The 21,779-nt window shown below is 59.5% G+C and carries 18 protein-coding genes; 9 read left to right on the forward strand and 9 right to left on the reverse strand.

Annotation, left to right across the window (positions count from 1 at the left end; all coding sequences use genetic code 11):
• Positions 1–35 precede the first annotated feature (35 nt).
• A complete protein-coding gene (locus tag JZY08_RS17995) occupies positions 36–2,132 on the reverse strand; it encodes a bifunctional rhamnulose-1-phosphate aldolase/short-chain dehydrogenase (protein ID WP_216332959.1) in 2,097 nt (698 codons plus the stop codon).
• A 212-nt stretch (positions 2,133–2,344) separates the two neighbouring features.
• On the opposite strand from JZY08_RS17995, the gene JZY08_RS18000 reads away from it, so the two are divergent.
• The 7 genes from JZY08_RS18000 (at position 2,345) to JZY08_RS18030 (ending at position 9,705) form a co-directional block, all read left to right on the forward strand.
• On the forward strand, positions 2,345–3,175 hold the full coding sequence (locus JZY08_RS18000; RefSeq protein WP_003522575.1) for a DeoR/GlpR family DNA-binding transcription regulator: 831 nt from the start codon (positions 2,345–2,347) through the stop codon (positions 3,173–3,175).
• Positions 3,176–3,221: 46 nt separating this feature from the next.
• Entirely contained in the window at positions 3,222–4,232 is a 1,011-nt protein-coding gene (rhaS, locus tag JZY08_RS18005) for a rhamnose ABC transporter substrate-binding protein (RefSeq protein WP_216332961.1), read from the forward strand.
• Between the two features lie 210 nt (positions 4,233–4,442).
• Positions 4,443–5,978 carry a sugar ABC transporter ATP-binding protein gene (locus JZY08_RS18010; RefSeq protein ID WP_216332962.1) on the forward strand — a complete coding sequence of 512 codons (1,536 nt, stop codon included), beginning with the start codon at positions 4,443–4,445 and terminating at the stop codon, positions 5,976–5,978.
• A gap of 12 nt (positions 5,979–5,990) precedes the next feature.
• Complete coding sequence (locus JZY08_RS18015; protein ID WP_216332963.1) at positions 5,991–6,992, forward strand: ABC transporter permease; 1,002 nt, start codon at positions 5,991–5,993, stop codon at positions 6,990–6,992.
• Entirely contained in the window at positions 6,989–7,999 is a 1,011-nt protein-coding gene (locus tag JZY08_RS18020) for an ABC transporter permease (RefSeq protein ID WP_216332964.1), read from the forward strand. Before JZY08_RS18015 ends, JZY08_RS18020 begins: the two co-directional genes overlap by 4 nt.
• Before the next feature lie 3 nt (positions 8,000–8,002).
• A complete protein-coding gene (gene rhaM / locus JZY08_RS18025) occupies positions 8,003–8,326 on the forward strand; it encodes an L-rhamnose mutarotase (RefSeq protein ID WP_216332965.1) in 324 nt (107 codons plus the stop codon).
• The gene (locus JZY08_RS18030; protein ID WP_216332966.1) at positions 8,323–9,705 is read left to right on the forward strand and encodes an FGGY-family carbohydrate kinase; all 1,383 of its coding nucleotides are present in this window, start codon (positions 8,323–8,325) and stop codon (positions 9,703–9,705) included. Before rhaM ends, JZY08_RS18030 begins: the two co-directional genes overlap by 4 nt.
• Positions 9,706–9,902: 197 nt before the next feature.
• On the opposite strand, the gene JZY08_RS18035 is transcribed toward JZY08_RS18030, so the two are convergent.
• The 4 genes from JZY08_RS18035 to JZY08_RS18050 form a co-directional block, all read right to left on the reverse strand.
• Entirely contained in the window at positions 9,903–10,739 is an 837-nt protein-coding gene (locus JZY08_RS18035; protein ID WP_216332967.1) for an alpha/beta hydrolase, read from the reverse strand.
• Between the two features lie 273 nt (positions 10,740–11,012).
• Positions 11,013–11,708, reverse strand: a complete 696-nt coding sequence (locus JZY08_RS18040; protein ID WP_216332968.1) for an FkbM family methyltransferase — start codon at positions 11,706–11,708, stop codon at positions 11,013–11,015.
• Between the two features lie 157 nt (positions 11,709–11,865).
• Positions 11,866–13,788, reverse strand: a complete 1,923-nt coding sequence (locus JZY08_RS18045) for a bifunctional diguanylate cyclase/phosphodiesterase (protein ID WP_003500272.1) — start codon at positions 13,786–13,788, stop codon at positions 11,866–11,868.
• A gap of 21 nt (positions 13,789–13,809) precedes the next feature.
• Positions 13,810–14,316, reverse strand: coding sequence for an oxidoreductase (locus JZY08_RS18050; protein WP_082185603.1), 507 nt, complete (start codon positions 14,314–14,316; stop codon positions 13,810–13,812).
• 628 nt (positions 14,317–14,944) lie between these two features.
• Between JZY08_RS18050 and JZY08_RS18055 the strand changes: the two genes are divergently transcribed.
• Positions 14,945–16,381 carry an NAD-dependent succinate-semialdehyde dehydrogenase gene (locus JZY08_RS18055; RefSeq protein WP_035243597.1) on the forward strand — a complete coding sequence of 479 codons (1,437 nt, stop codon included), beginning with the start codon at positions 14,945–14,947 and terminating at the stop codon, positions 16,379–16,381.
• A gap of 326 nt (positions 16,382–16,707) precedes the next feature.
• Positions 16,708–17,805 carry a DNA alkylation repair protein gene (locus JZY08_RS18060; RefSeq protein ID WP_216332970.1) on the forward strand — a complete coding sequence of 366 codons (1,098 nt, stop codon included), beginning with the start codon at positions 16,708–16,710 and terminating at the stop codon, positions 17,803–17,805.
• Positions 17,806–17,820: 15 nt separating this feature from the next.
• Here JZY08_RS18060 and JZY08_RS18065 read toward each other — a convergent pair whose 3' ends face one another.
• From JZY08_RS18065 to cysP, 4 genes are all read right to left on the reverse strand, one after another.
• Positions 17,821–18,846 (reverse strand): sulfate/molybdate ABC transporter ATP-binding protein, encoded by a 1,026-nt coding sequence (locus tag JZY08_RS18065; RefSeq protein WP_216332972.1) that lies wholly within the window; start codon positions 18,844–18,846, stop codon positions 17,821–17,823.
• A gap of 5 nt (positions 18,847–18,851) precedes the next feature.
• Positions 18,852–19,739, reverse strand: coding sequence for a sulfate ABC transporter permease subunit CysW (gene cysW / locus JZY08_RS18070; protein WP_216332974.1), 888 nt, complete (start codon positions 19,737–19,739; stop codon positions 18,852–18,854).
• Positions 19,740–19,742: 3 nt separating this feature from the next.
• Positions 19,743–20,564, reverse strand: a complete 822-nt coding sequence (cysT, locus tag JZY08_RS18075; protein ID WP_216332975.1) for a sulfate ABC transporter permease subunit CysT — start codon at positions 20,562–20,564, stop codon at positions 19,743–19,745.
• A 74-nt stretch (positions 20,565–20,638) separates the two neighbouring features.
• Entirely contained in the window at positions 20,639–21,625 is a 987-nt protein-coding gene (gene cysP / locus JZY08_RS18080) for a thiosulfate ABC transporter substrate-binding protein CysP (protein WP_216332976.1), read from the reverse strand.
• Between the last annotated feature and the right edge of the window lie 154 nt (positions 21,626–21,779).

Genomic DNA, 21,779 nt, shown 5'->3' on the forward strand with positions numbered 1-21,779 from the left:
GCCGGAATGACGGAAGTTAGAACGTGCCGAACATCCTATCGTGTGAAGCTCTGCGCGTTGCCGGCATCGACGTTGATGATGTTGCCGGTCGATTTGGCGGAAGCGTCGGACGCCAGGAAGTAGATCGCCTCGGCGATGTCTTCCGGGAACACGTTGAGCTTCAGCATCGAGCGCTTGCGATAATGTTCCTCCAGATCGGTCACCTCGATCTTGGACGAGGCCGCGCGCTGCTCGCGCCATTCGCCGTTCCAGATCTTCGAACCGCGCAACACGGCATCGGGATTGACGGTATTGACGCGAATGCCCGCCTCCGCTCCCTCGAGAGCAAGGCAACGGGCAAGATGGATTTCCGCAGCCTTGGCCGTGCAATAGGCCGACGCATTGGGCGAAGAGGCAAGACCGTTTTTCGAGGCGACGAACACCACGTTGCCGCCGAGATTCTGACGCCGCAGCAGACGGAACGCTTCGCGCGAAACGAGGAAATAACCCGTAGCGAGAATGTCGATATTCTTGTTCCACATGGCAAGCGTGGTGTCTTCCACCGGTGCGGAGGAAGCAATACCGGCATTGGAGACGAGAATATCCACGCCGCCGAATTCCACGCTCGCTTCCGCAAAGGCCGAAATGACAGCATCTTCCTTCGTCACATCCAGCTTCACGCTGCGCACCGCATCCGCGCTGTAACGCTTGACGAAATCGCCCTTGGCGGCTTCAAGTGCGGCCTCATCTATGTCGGCGAGCACAACGCAGGCACCCTCGGCCGCCAGCCTTTCCGCCGTCGCCCGGCCGATGCCGCCGGCGCCACCGGTAACGAAAGCCACGCGGCCGGCAAGGCTTTTCGGCTTCGGCATGCGCTGAAGCTTCGCCTCTTCCAGCAGCCAATATTCGATGTCGAAGGCTTCCTGTTCGGGAAGGCCCTGATATTCGGACACGGTGGAAGCACCACGCATGACATTGATGGCGTTGACGTAAAATTCGCCGGCAATGCGGGCGGTGGCCTTGTCCTTGGCGAAGGACAACATGCCGACGCCGGGGATCAGAAAGATAACCGGGTTAGGGTCGCGCATCTTTGGCGAATTGTCGTGACGGCAGGCCTCATAATAGCGGCTGTAGTCAGCGCGATAGGCCTCTAGCGCCTTGTTGAGACCGGCCGTCAACGCATCCACATCGGGATTTGCCGTATCGAGATCGAGGATCAGCGGGCGGATTTTCGTGCGCAGGAAATGATCCGGGCAGGATGTGCCGAGATTTCCGAGCGGTTTCAAATCCTTGGAGTTGACGAATTCGAGAACCGCATCCTGATCGTCGAAATGGCCGAGCTTGCGCTCCTCATGACCGATGCGACCGCGGATTTCCGGCATCAGTCGGGCAGCAATGGCGCGGCGTTCGGCAACCGGAAGGCTCTTGGCAACAGCACCGCCGAAAATCGTCTTGCCTTCGGACTTAGCGGCAAACCATTCAATCGCCTTGTTGATGATGGCGAGCGTCAGTTCGTAACACGCCTTGGCGTCATTATCCCACGTGAACAGGCCGTGGCTTTCCAGCACAACGCCCTTGGCTCTGGGGTTGGCCTTGACGAAAGCCTCCAGATCGAGACCGAGCTGGAAACCGGGACGACGCCAGGGCAACCAGCCGATCTCCTCGCCGAAAATCTGCTGCGTCAATTCTTTCGAATTCTTCGAAGCGGCGACGGCGATGATCGCATCAGGATGCATGTGATCGACATGCTCATAAGGCACGAAACCGTGCAGAGGCGTATCGATGGAGGCGGCGCGCGGGTTGAGGTTGAAGGTGCAATGCGGCAGAAAGCCGACCATGCGGTCTTCATCCGCGACACCCTTGTAAATGCCCTTCAGCGCTTCCAGCTTGTCGAGATAGAGCGTCGCAAAACCATCGAGCTTGATGGTGCCGACATCGCCGCCGGACCCTTTCACCCACATGACGCGAACCTTTTCGCCGGTCAGCGGATCGGTTTCGAGCACTTTCGCGGAGGTGTTTCCGCCGCCGTAATTGGTGATGCGCTTGTCTGCACCCAGCAGATTGGAGCGGTAAAGCAGCTTGCCCGGCTCATCGAGCGTTTTGGCATAGGCGTCGTCCCAACGGCTTTCGAGAAGGCGGGATTTTCCCGTCATGTCTTCCTCCCTATCAATCTGGCCAGATATGTCTGCATTCGCGGAACCGATATCGGCCCGCCTCCTTTGACGGCAGGTATCGCGCATCCAAAAGCACAATGTCAATCAAAAACGATCATAAATTTTCATGTTGCAGCGCGATATTGAATAATTTGATCGTTCTTGATTGACAACGTAAAGAGATTGCGAATAATCACAATCAGGAGGACCCCATGCACGAACGCGAACGCCATCGCATCATCTTGAGCGCCACACAGGAAAAAGCTGTCGTGACGGTGCAGGATATTGCCGAACTGACGGATGCGTCGGAAGCGACGATCCGCAGGGATATCGCGTCCCTGCATGTTCAGGGCAAGTTGCGGCGCGTGCGTGGCGGAGCCGAAGCGGTGCATCCGCCGCAGCTCGGCAATCTGGCCGCAAGGCCGTTCCGCGTGTCCGAATCGGTCAATATCGACAAGAAACGCGCAATTGCGCGCAAGGCGGTCGATCTCTGCAACGATGGCGATGCGATCATTTTGAATGGCGGCACGACCACATTCCAGATGGTGCATTACATGGCGGCGCGACGGTTGCAGGTGATGACCAATTCTTTCGCAATTGCGGAGCATCTGGTCAAGCATTCCAAGTGCAATGTCAGCGTGCCGGGTGGCGCGATCTATCGGGATCAGAGCCTTATCCTGTCGCCTTTCGAGAATGATGCGATCCGCAATTTTTATGCGCGGCGGATTTTTCTTGGTGCGCAAGGCGTGGGCGCGCTCGGCATCATGGAATCCGACGCGCTGGTTATCCAGAGCGAGCAGAAGCTGATGCGGCAGGCGGAAGAGCTGATCGTGATGGTCGATTCTTCGAAATTCAGAAAGCGATCCAGCCTCATCTTATGCCCGCTCGAAAATGTCTCGACCATCATCACCGATGACGGGATTTCCGATGAGGCGGCGAGGATGGTGGAAGATGCCGGCGTCGAATTGCTGGTCGTCGGCGCGGTGAGGGATGGCAAGACAGCCGCCCCTCCGGATGAAGAGGATTCTTCTTCGGTCGCCTGAGGAGCACCGGAGGGAGGAAAAGGTTCAAAACGGGAGGAAAAGGGACATGAAACTTACACGCAGAACATTGACGAGCGCTCTCGCGCTCAGCGCGGCGCTCTCCGTCGCAGGACTGGGCAGCGTTGCCCAGGCCGCCGATGTAAAGATCGCACTGGTGGTCAAATCGCTCGGCAACGGCTTTTTCGAAGCCGCCAACAAGGGCGCGCAGGAGGCCGCAAAGGACCTCGGCGGCGTCGAGATCATCTATACCGGCCCGACCAGCACAACGGCGGAAGGCCAGATCGAAGTCATCAATTCGCTGATCGCGCAGGGCGTCGACGCCATCGCCATTTCCGCCAACGACCCCGATGCCGTGGTTCCGGTGCTTAAGAAGGCGACCCAGCGCGGCATCAAGGTCATCTCCTGGGATTCGGGCGTCGCACCTGAAGGCCGTATTCTTCAGCTCAATCCGTCATCCAACGCGCTGATCGGCAAGATGTGCCTGCAGCTCGCCGCATCGCATCTGGAAGGCGGCAAGGGCGATTTCGCCATTCTTTCAGCCACCACCACCTCCACGAACCAGAATATCTGGATCGACGAGATGAAGAAGCAGCTGAAGGATTTCCCCGGCCTCAACCTCGTCACCACGGTTTACGGCGACGACCTTGCCGACAAGAGCTACCGCGAAGCGCAGGGCCTGCTCTCCTCGCAGCCGAATGTGAAGGTCATCGTCGCGCCGACGACGGTTGGCGTTCTCGCCGCCTCGCAGGCCGTGAAGGATGCGGGCAAGATCGGTCAGGTCTATGTGACCGGCCTTGGCCTGCCGTCTGAAATGGCCGGCGCCATCAAGTCGGGCGCCACCAAGGAATTCGCCATCTGGAACCCGATCGACCTCGGTTACTCCGCCACCCAGATTGCCTATCGCCTCGTGAAGGGCGAAACCGACGGCAAGCCGGGCTCGGAAATCGAAGCGGGCCGCATGGGCAAGATCAAGGTTGGCGAAAACAGCGAAGCGGCGATGGCCGATCCATTCGTTTATGATGCGAAGAATATCGATCAGTTCTCAAAGATTTTTTGATCTGAGAAGTGACGGCAGTGTGCGGAGGGCACCCCCTCTGCCCTGCCGGGCATCTCCCCCTCAAGGGGGGAGATCGATATGCCCCACTCGCTCGTTCCATAAAGCGGGGCGCTATCCGCTTGCCGATCTCCCCCCTTGAGGGGGAGATGCCCGGCAGGGCAGAGGGGGGTGCCCCTCGCCGCTTCAATCAAAACTGACCGGTAAGACGGAATGATGCGTGCTGAAACCCAAACCATAGACATCCCAGCGACTTCCAGCGGCGCGCCCATTCTCGAAATGCGCGGCATCAGCCAGATATTTCCCGGCGTCAAAGCGCTGGATGGCGTCGATATCGCGCTTTATCCCGGCAAGGTCACCGCGCTAATCGGTGAGAACGGTGCGGGAAAATCCACGCTCGTCAAAATCCTCACCGGCATCTACCGCCCGAACGAAGGCGAAATCCTTCTAGATGGCCAGCCCGTCCATTTTCACGGCGCGCAGGATGCCATCGATGCCGGCGTCACCGCCATTCATCAGGAAACCGTACTGTTCGACGAGCTTTCGGTGGGTGAAAACATCTTCCTCGGCCATGCGCCAAAAGGCCGTTTCGGCCTCATTGACTGGAAGACCATCAATGCGCGCGCCAAGGCTCTGCTGGAACAACTCGAAAGCACCATCGATCCGTCCATTCGGCTGAGGGACCTTTCCATCGCGCAACGCCACCTCGTGGCAATAGCGAGGGCGCTTTCCGTCGAGGCGCGCATCGTCATCATGGACGAACCGACAGCCGCCCTTTCCCGCAAGGAGATCGACGATCTCTTCCGCATCGTCGAAAATCTGAAGCGGCAGGGCAAGGCGATCCTCTTCATCAGCCACAAGTTCGATGAAGTCTATGAGATCGCCGAAAACTACGCGGTGTTCCGGGACGGCAAGATGGTCGGCGCGGGCAATCTTACCGCCACCCCGCAGGACGAGATCGTGCGTCTGATGGTTGGCCGCGACGTGACGAATGCCTTTCCGAAGCAAGCGGTCATGCTCGGCCCGACGGTTCTGTCGATCCGCAATTATTCTCACCAGACCGAGTTTCGCGATATTTCGCTCGATCTGCGCAAGGGCGAGATTCTCGGCCTCTACGGGCTGATCGGCGCCGGGCGATCGGAACTCTGCCAGTCGCTTTTCGGCATCACCCGCCCGGCCTCCGGACAGATTACACTCAATGGCGAACCGATCCTCATCCGTTCGCCGGAAGATGCGATCCGCGCCGGCATCGTTTATGTGCCCGAAGAGCGCGGACGCCATGGGCTGGCGCTGGAAATGCCGATCTACCAGAACATGTCGCTGCCTTCCCTTACACGCACCTCGCGCAAGGGATTTCTCGCCGCCGCCAATGAATTCGCGCTGGCGCGCAAATATGCCTCGCGTCTCGACCTGCGCGCCGCCGCGCTGTCGGTGCCGGTCGGCACGCTTTCGGGCGGCAACCAGCAGAAGGTGGTGATCGGCAAATGGCTCGCCACGCAGCCGAAAGTCATCATTCTCGACGAGCCGACCAAGGGCATCGATATCGGTTCCAAGGCCGCCGTGCACGGCTTCATCAGCGAGCTTGCGGCCGAAGGTCTCTCCATCATCATGATTTCATCCGAACTTCCCGAAATCCTCGGCATGTCCGACCGCGCCATCGTCATGCGCGAAGGCCTGATGGCGGGCCTGTTCGAACGCGCCGATTTTTCTCCGGAAAAGCTGGTGCGCGCCGCCACCGGCAACGCCTGAGAGGGGCAAACCATGCAACGTTTTCTCAAGAATCGCGAATGGCTGCTGGCGGGCATCATCGTTATCATGATCGCTGGCTTTGCGCTGCGCGCGCCCGGTTTCGGCAGGCCCGCCAATCTGGTCAATATCTTCAACGATACCTCCATCCTCATCATTCTGGCGCTTGGCCAGATGGCGGTCATTCTGACCAAATCCATCGATCTTTCGGTTGCCGCCAACCTCGCCTTCACCGGCATGGCGGTGGCGATGACCAATGCCGCCTTTCCGGGCATTCCACTGCCGTTTCTCATCGCCATGGCGGTCGGCATCGGCGCGGTTTTAGGGTCGATCAACGGCATTCTCGTCTGGTGGCTCGGCATTCCGCCCATCGTCGTCACACTCGGCACGCTCACTATCTATCGCGGCATGGCCTTCGTGCTTTCGGGCGGCGGCTGGGTGAATGCGCACCAGCTTTCACCCACCTTCCTCAACGTGCCGCGCACCATGATCCTCGGCATGCCAGTTCTTTCCTGGGTGGCCATCCTCATCATCGCCGGCGCCTGGCTCGTGCTCAGCCGGACCTCGTTCGGCCGCTCCGCCTATGCCTCCGGCGGTAATCCGGGCGCTGCGGTCTATGCGGGCATCGATGTCGGCCGCACGCGCTTTCTCGCTTTCGTGCTGTCGGGTGCGCTTGCTGGACTTGCGAGCTACCTCTGGGTTTCACGTTATGCCGTCGCCTATGTGGATATCGCCGCCGGTTTCGAACTGGACAGCGTGGCGGCAAATGTCATCGGCGGCATCTCCATTGCCGGCGGCATCGGCTCGGTGGCGGGTGCCGTGCTCGGCGCGCTGTTTCTCGGTGTCATCAAGAATGCCCTGCCCGTCATCGGCATCTCGCCCTTCGCGCAGATGGCGATTTCCGGCGTGGTTATCGTGCTCGCCGTCGTCTTCAACGCCCGCGCCGAAGCTCGAAAAGGTCGCATCATCCTGCGCGACCGGGCGGCAAGCGACCAGGCCAAGGAGGCCACAGTATGAGCACGAATTCTCAACCGGCTCAGAAGCCGCGCATCATTCCAGACAAGCTCGGCACGCCGCTGCGCCGTCTTTTGGCTAGCTGGGAAGTGCTGCTGCTTGGCGTCGCGATCCTCATCTTCATCGCCAATTCGCTCGCCTCGCCCTATTTCCTCAATGCCTGGAACCTGTCGGACGCGACCTTCAACTTCACCGAAAAGGCGATCATCGCCTTTGCCATGGCACTCCTGATCATCGCCGGTGAAATCGATCTTTCCGTTGCCGCCATTATCGCGCTCGCCTCCACCGCCATGGGTGCTGCGGTGCAGATGGGCGTCGGTACGCCGGGCCTCGTCGCCATCGGCATCGGCACCGGCCTTCTCTGCGGGGCTTTCAACGGCTTTCTCGTCGCTGGCCTGAAGCTGCCATCCATCGTCGTCACCATCGGCACGATGAGCCTGTTTCGCGGCGTTTCCTACATGGTGCTGGGTGATCAGGCCTATGGCAAATATCCGGCGGATTTCGCCTATTTCGGTCAGGGTTACGTTTTCTCGGTCATCTCCTTCGAATTTGTGCTGTTCATCGCCATGGCCGTTCTCTTCGCCATTCTGCTGCACGCCACCAATTTTGGCCGGCAGGTCTATGTGATCGGCAACAACCCGTTTGCTGCCCGTTTTTCCGGTATTCCCGTCGAACGGGTGAAGTTCATCCTTTTCCTTCTGACCGGCCTGATGAGCGGCATCGCTGCCGTCTGCCTCACCTCGCGGCTCGGCTCCACCCGCCCCTCGATTGCTCAAGGATGGGAGCTTGAGGTGGTGACCATGGTGGTGCTTGGCGGCGTTTCCATTCTCGGCGGCGCCGGCACCATTGCGGGCGTCGTCATCGCGGCTTTCGTCATGGGCCTCGTCACCTTCGGGCTGGGGCTTCTGAACGTGCCGGGTATCGTCATGTCGATCTTCGTCGGCCTGCTGCTGATCATCACCATCGCCATTCCAATCGTTGTACGCCGTCTGCGCGCCATGAGAAGCTGAGCCATGCCGGAATTCGAAAAACACGCCTTCAAGATGAAGCTCTTCGCCGGCAAGGAGGCAGAGTACAAACGCTGCCATGATGAGATATGGCCGGAACTGGTGGCGCTGCTGCACGAGGCAGGTGTGAGCGACTATTCGATCCATCTCGATCCGGAAACCAACATCCTGTTCGGCGTGCTGACGCGCCCGAAGAACCACGGTATGGCGGCATTACCCGAGCATCCCGTGATGAAGAAATGGTGGGCGCACATGGCCGATATCATGGAGAGCAATCCGGATAATTCGCCAATCGCGACGGACCTCGTGACGGTGTTCCATCTGCCATGACCGACATGACAAAGCCACGCCGCGTCGCGGTCATCGATATCGGCAAGACCAACGCCAAGGTCGTCGTCATCGACACCAGAAGTGGCGAAGAGATCGCCGGCGACAGGCGTTCGAACCCTGTCCTTCGTGATGGTATCTATCCGCATTACGATGTGGAGATGCTGTGGAGTTTCATTCTCGCCTCTCTACGGCAGTTCGCCCAAGAGCCGGGTTTCGACGCGATCTCCATCACCACCCATGGCGCGTCAGCGGCACTTCTCGATGAAAACGGCGATCTTGCCATGCCGGTGTTGGACTACGAGCACAGCTATCCCGTTGAGATACGTGAGGCCTATCTTGGCATCCGGCCCGACTTCTCCGAGACCGGCTCGCCATCGCTTCCTGCCGGGCTGAACCTTGGCGCGCAAATCCATTTCCAGAAAACCGCCTTTCCGCAGGAATTCGCGACGGTGCGCAGCATCGTCACCTATGCGCAATATTGGGCGGGGCGACTGACCGGCGTTCAGGCCACCGAAACGACCTCGCTTGGTTGCCACACCGACCTGTGGAACCCTCGACGTAAAACGTTTTCATCGCTGGTGACGCGTCTTGGCATCGAGCAATTGATGGCGCCGGTGCGCTCGGCCTTCGATGTGCTCGGACCAGTCCGCAAATCGGTGGCGCAGGAAACAGGTATGTCGCCAGACATGCCGGTCTATTGCGGCATTCACGATTCCAATGCGTCGCTCCTGCCGCATCTGCTGCGGCGGGAGGGTGACTTTTCCGTCGTCTCCACCGGCACCTGGGTGGTGAATTTCGCAATTGGCGGCATGGCGGATGGGCTGGATCCCGGCCGTGACACACTTTTGAATGTCGATGCTCTCGGACGTCCCGTTCCTTCCTCCCGCTTCATGGGCGGCAGGGAGTATGAAAAGCTGACACAGCAATTCGGGCCAGCGCCGGACGAGGAAATCGAAGCCGCGCTCGGCAGCGCAATTGCCAAAGGCATGATGCTGCTTCCAAGCATCGTTGGAGGCTCCGGCCCCTTCCCCGCTAAAACAGCGCGCTGGATCGCCGACGACAATGCCACGGTTGCGGAACGACACGCGGCAACGGCGCTGTATCTTGCCCTGATGACGGAGTTTAGTCTTTCGCTGATCGGGAGGAAGGGCCCGGTGCTGGTTGAAGGCCCATTTGCCAGCAACGCTCTTTATCTCAAGGCGCTTGCCGTTTTTGCCGATACGGATGTGATCGCCGTCAGCGGCTCCACCGGCACCAGCGCCGGGGCAGCGCTCCTCACAGGCATCAAGCCGCTTGCGGGCCGCGAGCGTTATTTCGCTCCCGGCGCTATTGAAGGACTTGGTTCCTATCGCCAGGTTTGGAAAGCAAAGCTAGTCTGACGACATGATGCGGGAAGTGGCCTCCGCCGTCCCCACACAAGCAACGTCATCCTCGGGCTTGACCCGAGGATCCACTCCCGCGCGAAACAATGGATCCTCGGGACAAGCCCGAGGATGACGCCAAGTGCGGGGAGAGGTCGTCGACCAATCACGAAATGCGGCCTCATATCAGGCCGCATTCCCGTTTCGCCCAAAGATCAAGCCTTGATGAAGGCCAACAGATCGGCGTTCAGCACATCGGCATTGATCGTCAGCATGCCGTGCGAGAAGCCGGGATAGGTCTTCAGCGTGCCGTTTTTCAAAAGCTTCACCGATTTCAGCGCGGAGTCCGCAATCGGCACGATCTGGTCGTCTTCGCCGTGCAGCACCAGCGTCGGAACGCCGATCGCCTTCAGGTCTTCGGTCTGATCGGTTTCCGAGAAGGCCTTGATGCCGTCATAATGGGCCTTTGCGCCGCCCATCATGCCCTGACGCCACCAGTTCTGGATCACGCCTTCCTGGGCGGTCGCTCCATCTCGGTTGAAGCCGTAGAATGGGCCGGAGGGCACATCGCGGAAGAACTGCGCGCGGTTTGCGGCAAGCGACGAGCGGAAGCCGTCGAAGAGCTCCATCGGCAGACCTTCCGGGTTGGCCTCGGTCTTCAGCATCAGCGGCGGCACGGCGGAAACCAGAACCGCCTTGGCGACGCGGCCAGCGGGCTCGCCATGTCTGGCAACGTAACGGGCAACTTCGCCGCCACCGGTGGAGTGGCCGATATGGACGGCATTCTTCAGATCGAGCGCCTCAACGACGGCAAAGGCGTCGGCAGCGTAGTGATCCATGTCGTGACCTCCAGCCACCTGGGCAGACCGGCCGTGGCCACGGCGATCATGGGCGACGACCCGATATCCTTTCGAGAGGAAAAACAGCATCTGCGCGTCCCAGTCGTCGGAACTCAGCGGCCAGCCGTGGTGAAACACGATGGGCTGAGCATCCTTCGGGCCCCAGTCCTTGTAGAAGATTTCGGTTCCGTCTGTCGTTGTCACAAAGCCCATGATCGTTCTCCTTCGGTTGCGGTGGCATCGTCCAGCGTGGTCTGAATTCTGCGCCGGTCTGATGGAGTGATGATGACGCAGGAGAGCGATTGCGACAATTGCAATAATAATTGCGATTGAATTGCCGTTTATGAAATTATCATGACGATCCGCAACCCACCTCAGGGCATACGCCGCCCTGCTCCCGCACATTCTCATTCCCGGGAAAGAACGAGATGATGCGCAGACGGTTCCGCGAATTCGCTGTGAACTTTTGGGGCTGCGAGACGGCGGTCAATCCACGTCGGGATCGTATTCCCTCGGGCTTTCGTCCTTGGAGAACAACACGCAGGGACCGCGCGAACCACGCGGATCATAGGCATATCCCTTGGCGGTCAGCGACCGCATGATGTCGCGGACGCCGGCGAGGCCATAAAGGTGATCGTGCAGTTCGACGAATATCCGCTCCACGCCGGCAAGCTCGGCCCTGCCGAGCAGATCGCGTTCCGCGCCCTCGATATCCATGACCAGTGCGGTGATGCCCTTGCTTGCAACAAATTCGTCGATATTCTCGGACGAAATTTCGATGCGTTTTTCATAGGGACCCTGATTTTCGTCCATCGACGACATCCAGAGATCCTTGCGGACATAAAACGAATAGGAGCGCGGCTCGTCGGCGGTAAGCAACCCCTGCGAAAACTCGACATTGCCGCGGCAATTGGCTTTTATCACCCGCTCCGCCAGCGCCGCCGTGGAGGGATTGGCCTCGAAGGCCCATACCGACACATCCTTTATGCCGGCGATGATCGAGGTGATGATCCCGATACCGGATCCCAGTTCCAGCACGCGGTCGCCCGGCTTGATGGCTTTCAGGACGCTGCGGGCCTCCTTCGCCTCATAGCTGCCATCGGTCAACGCCTGCCAGATGACGGGCGACACCTCATGGGAAGAGAGGGGAAGAGCTACGCCATGCACGTCCATTATTTCCATGTCTCAAACCTTTTCGCAAAACCCGGTCGCTTCGCCAGAATGATCCCGTATCGACCGGGAATGCTCTACAACATCGGCACGCCAACCGGTATCGGTTTTCGCAAAGAGCGATGCATCTTCCTGAAATAGGACACGCCTTCGCCAACGCCGCCCGTTTTCAGACGGAGCTCCAGGCCACCAGCTCCTTGGCCGGCAACGGCCGGCTGATCAGATATCCCTGGACCTGATCACATCCCAGACGTCTGACACATTCATATTGTTCCTCCGTCTCGATGCCTTCGGCAATCGTGGTCATCCGCAGGCTGCGGCCGACACCGACCACGAACTCAACGATCGCCAGCGCGTCTCGGTCGCTGGTGATATCGCGCAGAAAGGAGCGGTCGATCTTTATCTTGTCAAAGGGCACGCCGCGCAGATTGGCGAGAGACGAATATCCGGTGCCGAAATCGTCCATGGCGATCTGGATGCCGACATCCTTCAGCCGCGTCAGCGTGTTGATCGTCTGATCGCTCTTGTTGAGCAGGATGGATTCGGTGATCTCAAGCTCGAGCCGGCTTGGCTCCAGCCCGCTTTTTTCCAGCGCGCCCATCACGTTCTGGATGAGGTTGGTACTGTGAAACTGAACCGGCGAGAGATTGACCGCCACCTTCATGTCCTCGTCCCATCGCATCGCCTCGCGGCAGGCGGTTTCCATCACCCATTTTCCGAGCGAGTGGATAAGGCCCGTTCTTTCCGCGACGGGAATGAATACGCTGGGCGGCACATCGCCCCGCACCGGATGCTTCCAGCGCAAGAGCGCCTCGAAGCCGCAGAGTTCGCGGGTCTGCGTCGCCACCTGCGGCTGGTAATAGACCTCCATCTCGTCGTTCTGCAGCGCGGTTTGCAGATCGGCCTCGAAGGATTTCTTCTCGGTCAGCTGCTTCTGCATGCGGACCTTGAAAACGCTCGCCCGGCCCGGGCCGATGGCCTTGGCCTCGTAAAGAGCCAGATCCGCGCGCTTGAACAATTCGTCCGCATCAACGGCGCCGTGCGAGATGGCAATACCGATGCAGGTGCCGATTTTGACCTCCTGCTCGCCGAGCTGGTAGGTCCGGCTGATCTGGTCGATGAGCTTGGAGGCGAGACGGCGTGCTGCATCTTCGTTGAGATCGTCGGAGACGACGGCGAATTCATCGCCGCCCAGGCGGCAGACCATATCGTAATCGCCGCTGATGCCTGAAAGGCGCTGCGCGACGGCCTGAAGCAGGGCATCGCCCGCATCATGACCGAGCGTGTCGTTGACGTCCTTGAAGCCGTCGAGATCGAGCAGAAGGATGGCCGTCGTGCCGCTGCCGCCGAAGGATCGTCGCAGCCGCTCGATCAGCTCCTGCCGGAACAGCGAGCGGTTGGGCAGACCCGTCAGCGCATCGTGATAGGCATCATGCTCCAGCCGGACATTCTTCGCCTGCAATTCCAGCGTGGCGGCGCGCAGGTCGTCCGTCAGGCCGCGCATGCTTTTTTGCGCGCGGTTCAAAAGATCGTTCTGCCGGAGCAGCAATATGACGAGCGCGATGCCGCACAGGATCAGGCCCCCGGCCAGCGCGGTATAGACGATATGCAGCTTGCGCACGTCCTCATGGGCGGTATCGATCAGATTGACGTCATAGGCGACGGAAGACGAGGCGAGCGTCGTCATCGGTGCATCGAGCGCGCTCATCGCCGAAAGCATTGCCGGAACATCGGCGGGCTCCAGACGATTAACCCGCTGCTCCAGATCGGCCAGAACCGCATTGAGCTGCGTTACAAGGTCCCGCCACTGCTGCTTTTCATTGATGAAAGCCCCCAGATTGCCCTGCTTCAACAATTCAAGACGGCTCAGCATGATGTCCAGACGCAGCTGCAGTTCGTCCCGGTCAATCTTGCCGGGACTGAGCGCGAAAACCGCGAGCTTGTTCTGAAGCCGCAGATATTCCGCCACGGTCTGGCTGACCGCCCACGAATCGTTATAGCGGGCGAATTTCTGCAGAGCGGTCTGTCGCTCGGCAATGACGAAAGCGATATAGCCCGTTGCCAGGACGAAGCAACAGATGATCACCGCCACAAGTTTTCGCAAACGGCACCTTTATTCCACTATCAGTTTGGCAACTTGCCATGCAGACCGCGAATAATAAGTCTGCTTCTGCAGCTCCGGGTCGCTGTCATAGGGATAGATGACGAACAACGGGCCTTTTTCGCGAACTGTCATGTAATTGCCATCCAGTTTGATCGCGAGGATAACGTTGAATTTCTTAAAATCCTCAACCGGTATGGTGCTGACATAGTCGTTGAGCGCGACTGCCGTGACCGTGGTGCCTTTTGCGCCGACGATATCCATCAATTTCGCCAGCGAAACACCATCGAATCGGACGCGGCCATCGTGCCAGGGTGTTGTCGTCTCCACCGTCACCATTCCAAGCGCTTCCAGCATGTCGCGGTCGAATTGCGCGGCGCCCTCGGCGTTGGTGTTGGTGATGTTTCCGGATATGGTTAATATCGGCTTGCCTTGCGGCTTGGCGATCGTTCCGGCTTCGGCACAGGAAAGCCACACGAGTGACAAGAACGCACTGAGAAGTACCCGGGCGAAACTCATACTTTTTCTCCATCGATAACGTTCGGGTCGAGGGTTTTCGCCAACCTCAGAAGGTCAAGGGAACCGACGCCCGCAATATATATCAGGAATGGATGTTATATCCTCACTGAGATTTTATCCGTATTTTCTCTAGGTTTTGAGTAAACCCTTTGGATAATTTTTCCGTCTTATTGTACTTTTTCATGTTTCGCGCACTGTTATGACGCAAGCGGCAGCCCACTTTGCCTCCTCCCGTCAATCCGTCAGGCGCGACAAGGGCCGAATTGAGGCAGACACTTTCCCGCGAACGGACAGAAATGCGTGATTCGCACGCGGACCGGGCGAGGTCATCGGCAATTTAGCATCGCATGCGTTGCAAACCGGAATGACCGAAAACAAGTTCCATGTCGCAGAAAAATCATGGCGATTGCCGCAGCGGACGGTTGAAACATACCGCCCGGAACTTAATATAAAGACTGTCGTTTCTGTTTCCGGCAATTCCAGAAGCCTCTTTGCCGGGGATACCCAGACACCCGTTCCGCGCAGCGAAAGCCGCGATGCCGGATATCGTCCGGCCAGGAAAATTCTGTTCACGTCTCCGGGCCAAACGGCAGCTCGCCGTATCGGCCGCATCATGAAGGTAGTTCCCATGCACACCTATCCCGACATCAAACTTCTCATTGATGGCGAATGGCGAGACGCCGTTTCCGGCAAGACGATCGCCGTGTCCGATCCGGCAACCGACGAGATCATCGGCGCAATCGCCCACGCCGAAAAGGAAGACCTCGATCTGGCGCTTGCTGCCGCCGAGCGCGGTTTCAAGGTGTGGCGCGACACCTCGCCCTTCGAGCGTTCGAAGATCATGCGCAGGGCGGCCGATATCCTGCGCGAGCGCAAGGACAAGATCGCCTATATTATGACCCGCGAACAGGGCAAGCCGCTGGCACAATCGGGCACCGAGGTCATGGGCGCCGCCGACACGATCGACTGGTTTGCCGAAGAAGCGCGCCGCACCTATGGCCAGGTCATTCCCGCGCGTGCGACCGGCGTTTCCCAGCTTGCCATCAAGCTGCCCGTAGGGCCCGTTGCAGCCTTCACGCCCTGGAACTTCCCGATCAACCAGATCGTCCGCAAGCTCTCAGCGGCGCTCGCCACCGGCTGCTCGATCATCGTCAAGGCGCCTGAGGAAACGCCGGCATCACCGGCCGAGCTCATCCGCGCCTTTGTGGATGCGGGCGTGCCAGCGGGCGTCATCGGTCTGGTTTACGGTGTTCCCTCCGAGATTTCGGAATATCTGATCCCGCATCCGGTCATCCGCAAGATTTCCTTCACCGGCTCCACGCCGATCGGCAAGCACCTCGCGGCGCTGGCCGGCAAGCACATGAAGCGCGCCACGATGGAACTCGGCGGCCATGCGCCGGTGATGATCTTCGATGACGCCGATATCGAAAAGGCAATCGAGGTGACGTCGCTCGCCAAGTTCCGCAACGCCGGCCAGGTCTGTGTCGCCCCCACCCGCTTCCTCGTGCAGGACGGCGTGGCGGACCGCTTCCTTGAAGGTTTCGTGGAAGCGACGAAGGCCATCAAGGTCGGCAACGGCATGGAAGACGGCGTCATCATGGGCCCGCTCGCCAATGAACGCCGCATCCCGGCGCTCGAAGGCCTTATCAGCGACGCCGTTTCCCATGGCGGCGAGCTGAAGACCGGCGGCCGCCGCATCGGCAACAAGGGCAACTTCTTCGAGCCGACAGTTCTCGCCAATGTGCCGACCACGGCAAAGATCATGAACGACGAGCCCTTCGGTCCCGTTGCCATCATCAACCGCTTCTCGACCTTCGATGACGCGGTCACCGAAGCAAACCGCCTGCCCTTCGGCCTTGCATCCTATGCCTTCACCGGCTCGGTCAAGACCGCGCATGCGCTCGGCCATCAGGTCGAGGCCGGCATGCTGACCATCAATCATAACGGCCTTGCCCTTCCCGAAGTCCCCTTCGGCGGCATCAAGGATTCCGGTTATGGCACGGAAGGCGGTTCGGAAGCGGTTCAGGCCTATCTGGAAACGAAATTCGTCAGCCAGATGAGCTGAAGGCCTTGGCTCCGGCTCTGGGTGGATGACAATATCCGCCAAACGCTTGAGTTTGGCGAACCTGGAGTACCCATACTCCGTCACCCCGGACTCGATCCGGGGTCCAGTGCGATCAAGTGATCGGGAAAAAGTCGTTTCACGGCGCAGACGCGCCGTGTCTGGATGCCGGATCGAGTCCGGCATGACGGAGGAAAGTACGAATCCCTCCTCCTACGTCTGAGGATGGGGAAAATTTGCCCGTCTTCTCCTTGCCAATGCCCTCCCCCTGCTTGCCTCAAACCTCTTCTTCCCTTAAAAGAACAAAAAGTGAACTTTCGAGGGCAGACATGAGCGAGACAGCGGCACCGGCGCTGAAGGAAATCTTCAACCGTGAAAAACTGCAGCATATAGCCGATCAGACCAAAGCCGTTCATGCGCCTTTCGATGTCTCCGCCTTCATGTCGCTCGCCACGGAAAATCTCGAGGCTCTGGGCATCATGCAGCGCATGCGGCAGGTGGCGACGAGCCTGCACGCCACGCTTCCCGGTGACTACGCCCGCAATATCGACATTCTGACCGCCGCAGCCCCCGGCATCGGCAACGGTTTCGCGTCCATCTCGCTGCCGGAATATGTTGCGCTCTATGGGCTCAACGATTTCGATCTTTCCATGCAGGCGTTGCAATTTTTCACCCGTTTCGGCTCGTCGGAATTCGCCATCCGCCATTTTCTGCAAAAGGATATCGCCCGCACCCTTGCGGTGATGGAAACCTGGTCGCGCCACGACAACGAGCATGTACGGCGACTGGCGAGCGAGGGCTGCCGGCCACGCCTGCCCTGGTCGTTCCAGCTCAAACCCCTCATCGATGATCCCTCCCCGGTCACGGCAATCCTCGATGCCATGAAAGCCGATGATGCGCTTTACGTGCGCAAATCCGTCGCCAATCATCTGAACGACATCACCAAGGACAATCCCGCTTTCGTGCTGACGCTCATCGACTCATGGCCTAAGGAGAACCCGCATACGCGCTGGATCGTGCGGCAGGCCCTGCGCACGCTGATCAAGAAGGGTGACGCCGCCGCACTCGCCCATCTCGGCGCGCATGAAGCAGCGCAGATCGCGCTGGAAACGTTTGAGGTTTCGCCTGACAAGGTTGCTCTCGGTAATCCGGTGCGGATTTCAGCCGCTTTCACCTCGACAGCGAAAGGCCCGCAGAAGCTGGTGATCGATTATGCCGTCCATTACGTGAAGAAGAGCGGTGACGCCTCGGCGAAAGTCTTCAAATGGAAGGAGATCGAACTTCAGCCGGGCGAAACATGTGGGCTGTCGATAAGCCGCGCCATGCGCGATTTCACCACCCGCAAGCACTATGCGGGTGTCCACAAGGTTGATCTCCTGGTCAATGGCAGGCTTGTGGCCGAGGCCTCTTTCGAGCTTCTGATCTGAGACCGGCGAGGCGAGTTACGCCGCCGGGAAAATCTTCGCCCGGCGGATGATGACGGAACCGCGGTCACCTGCCGCGACATCATTTTCCGGCGGCACGTCGAATTCGAGAAGATCGCCGCCATCGGTGCTGGCGATCACCCGCCGCTCACCCGCCCGGTCGAGAACCCGTGCCACGGAGGCCGGAATGCCCTCGTGCAGATCCTCCCACTCCAGATCGGAGGGACGGGCGTAGATCTCGACGGCACCATCCGCCTGACCGTAGGAAAAAGGCAACTCGTTGTCACCGACATAGACCTTGCCGCCGCGCGCCACGCCGGACACACGGTTGGCGTCGCCGAGAAAGCGCATGACGAAAGCGCTGTTCGGCTGGCGGCAGACTTCCTTCGGCGTGCCCTGTTGAACGATCTCACCCTGATTGAGGATGACAACACGGTCGGCGAGATCGAGCGCCTCTTCCTGATCATGTGTCACGAAAATCGTGGTGATGCCCAGCGCACCGTGAATTTCACGCAGCCAGCGGCGCAGATCGCGGCGCACATTGGCGTCCAGCGCACCGAAAGGCTCATCAAGCAGAAGCACTTTGGGATCGACCGAAAGCGCGCGCGCCAGCGCTACGCGCTGCCGCTGCCCACCGGAAATCTGCGCCGGGAAACGGTCGCCCAGACCGTCGAGCTTGACCAGGTTCAACAGTTCCCTGACCCGCGCATCGATCGCCGCCTTGTCGCGCTTCACCTTCGAGACCTTCATACCGAAAGCGATGTTTTCGTTGAGCGTCATGTGCGGGAAAAGCGCGTAATGCTGGAACACGAAACCGACGCCGCGGTCGCGCACCGGAATATTGGTGGCATCCTCATCCCCGAAAAAGATACGGCCGCCATCGCTATATTCCAGACCGGCGACCATGCGCAAAATCGTCGTCTTGCCGGAACCGGAAGGCCCGAGCAGCGCCAGAAGCTCGCCGCTTTCGATATCCAGCGAGACATCGCGTACCGCGCGGAAGGTGTCGAAGGTCTTCACCACATTTTCGAGGCGGATTTTCATGGGAATCAGGTCTCCGTGGCGATGGCGGCATCGCCGTTGGTCTTCTTGGCCCCGCGCCCGGCGCCACGCCCTTCCAGCGCCACCTTGGCGATGATGGTGATGACGGCGAGCAGAGCGAGGATGGAGGCCGACGCAAAGGCGCCCGCCGTCTGATAATCGTGATAAAGCAGCTCGATATGCAGCGGCAGCGTATTGGTCTGGCCGCGAATATTGCCTGACACGACCGATACCGCGCCGAATTCACCCATCACGCGGGCGTTGCACAGCACGACACCGTAAAGCAGCGCCCATTTGATATTCGGCAACGTCACCGAAAAGAAAGTGCGCCAGCCGGATGCGCCAAGCGACGTCGCCGCCTCCTCCAGATCACGCCCCTGCGCCTGCATCAGCGGGATCAGCTCGCGCGCCACGAAGGGTGCTGTGACGAACATCGACGCAATGACGATGCCGGGAAGCGCAAAGAGTATCTTAATGTTGTGCGCGTCGAGGAACGGCCCGAAAAGCCCCTGCAACCCGTAAACGAAGAGATAGGCGACACCCGCGACAATGGGCGAGATGGAGAAGGGTATCTCGATCAGCACCAGCAGGAAGCGCCGGCCGGGGAAATCGAACTTGGTGATCGCCCATGCGGCCGCGACGCCGAAGGCGGTGTTGATCGGCACGACGATCAGCGCTGTCAGCACCGTCAACATGATGGCGTGGCGGGTATCGGGGTGGGTGATCGTGGCTGAGTAAACCTTCCAGCCTTGCGAAAATGCCTCGACACCGATGATGGTGAGAGGAGCGACCACCAGAAACGCGCCGATGACGAGCACGAAAGCAATCAGGCTGCGGCGAACCCAGGGTGCGTCACCAACGCGTGGCGGCTTGCGGCGGGAAGAAAAGGCGCTCATGTCTCAGCTCCTCACCGTATAACGAAGCGCGCGTGCCTGCAGGGCGTTGGTCACCGCCAGCATCACGAAGGCCGCGATGAGCAGCACCGAGGCAATGGCGGCGGCGGCCTGATAATCATATTCCTCAAGCCGGATGAAGATCAGCAGTGCGGTGATTTCCGTCGAGAACGGCTGGTTGCCGGCAATAAAGATGATTGCCCCAAACTCGCCGAGGCTGCGTGCGAAGGAGAGCGAAAGACCGGCCAGCAGCGCCGGCGTCAGAAGCGGCAGGATGACCTTGCGGAAGATCTCGAGATCGGAACCGCCGAGCGATTGCGCCGCCTCTTCCAGCGCCGGATCGAGATCCTCCAGCACCGGTTGAACGGTACGCACGATGAAGGGCAGGCTGGTAAAGGCCATCGCCACCATGATGCCGAGCGGCGTATAGGCCACCTTGATGCCGAGCGGGGCAAGCAGCGAGCCGAACCAGCCATTGCCCGCAAACAGCGTCGTCAGCGCGATACCGGCAACGGCGGTGGGAAGCGCAAAAGGCAGATCGACAATGGCATCGACTATGCGCCAGCCGGGGAAACGGTAGCGCGTCAGTACCCAGGCGAGCGCCAGTCCGAAAATGACGTTGAACAGCGTGGCGGCCAGCGCGCAGAGCACGGTGACGCGATAACTTGCGACGGCGCGCGGCGAAGAGATGATGGACCAATATTCGGCAGGCCCGAGGCTTGCCGCCTTGAACACCAGCGCTGAAAGCGGCAGAAGCACGATGATGGCGACGTAAGTGAGGGTAACGCCGAGGGATAATTTAAGCCCCGGCAGAACATTCCGCTTCAAACCCCGCCCCCATTCATCATAAAGCGACCCGGCAGTTTCCCGCCGGGTCTTTTACCTGTTGTATATCGTCGTGATTAACGGCTGCCGTAGAGCGTATCAAGCGTCGCGCCGGACGCAAAATGCTCTTTCTGGATTTTATTCCAGCCGCCGAAGGCATCATTGACGTTGACGAGACGGATAGCCGGGAACTTGTCCTTGAACTCGCCGACGACCTTTTCATTGTGGACGCGATGGCCGAATTCGGCAGCGATGCGCTGGCCCTCTTCGGTATAGAGGAAATCGAGGTAGCTTTTCGCCAGATCGCGCGAACCGCGCTTGTCGACCACCTTGTCCACCACGGCCACAGGAAATTCGGCGAGCAGGCTGACGGAGGGCACGACGCCTTCAACCTTGTCGGCGCCATATTGCTTGGCAATGCCGCGGGTCTCGGCCTCAAAAGTGATCAGCACGTCGCCGATCTCACGCTCAACGAAAGTGGTGGTGGCAGCGCGGCCTCCGGTATCGAAAACCGGGGTGTTGTCGAAGATTTTCTTAACGAATTCCTGAACCTTCTTCTCGTCGCCGTTGAACTTCTCCTTGGCGTAGGCCGTGGCGGCAAGATAGGTGTAACGGGCATTACCCGAGGTCTTCGGATTGGGGAAAACCACCTTCACATCGTCACGGGCAAGATCGTCCCAGTCCTTGATGTGCTTGGGGTTGCCGGCGCGCACGAGGAAGGACGGGAAGGAATAGAACGGCGAGGCATCGTTCGGGAAATCCTTCTGCCAGTCGGCGGAAACGAAACCCTGCTTCACCAGAAAATCCACATCGGTCACCTGGTTGAAGGTAACGACGTCGGCTTCCAGTCCCTCAACGATGGCACGCGCCTGCTTGGAGGTGCCGGCATGCGACTGGTCGACAGTGATGCCAGGATGCAACTTGATGAAAGCCTCGTTCTCGGCGGCAAAAACCTCACGGGCAACATCGTAGGAGGCATTGAGAATGGTGGTCGGAGACTGCGCCTGCGCCGCACCTGCAAAAAGAGCGGCAATGGCAGTGCCGATAATGAGAAGACGTTTCATGAATACCCCCGGAAAATCGAATGGTCGCCAACATAGCGGCCGGCGGCAACGCCCGCGAGAAACAGCCGTGCGTTAGGGGGGCAGGGATTGGAAATTTCACCCAAACAACAGAAGTTCAAAAGGTGATGATTTCATATAGGGCGAGAAGCCGGAT

It is taken from the genome of Rhizobium sp. X9 (assembly GCF_018873185.1).
Classification (GTDB): Bacteria; Pseudomonadota; Alphaproteobacteria; order Rhizobiales; family Rhizobiaceae; genus Agrobacterium; species Agrobacterium oryzihabitans.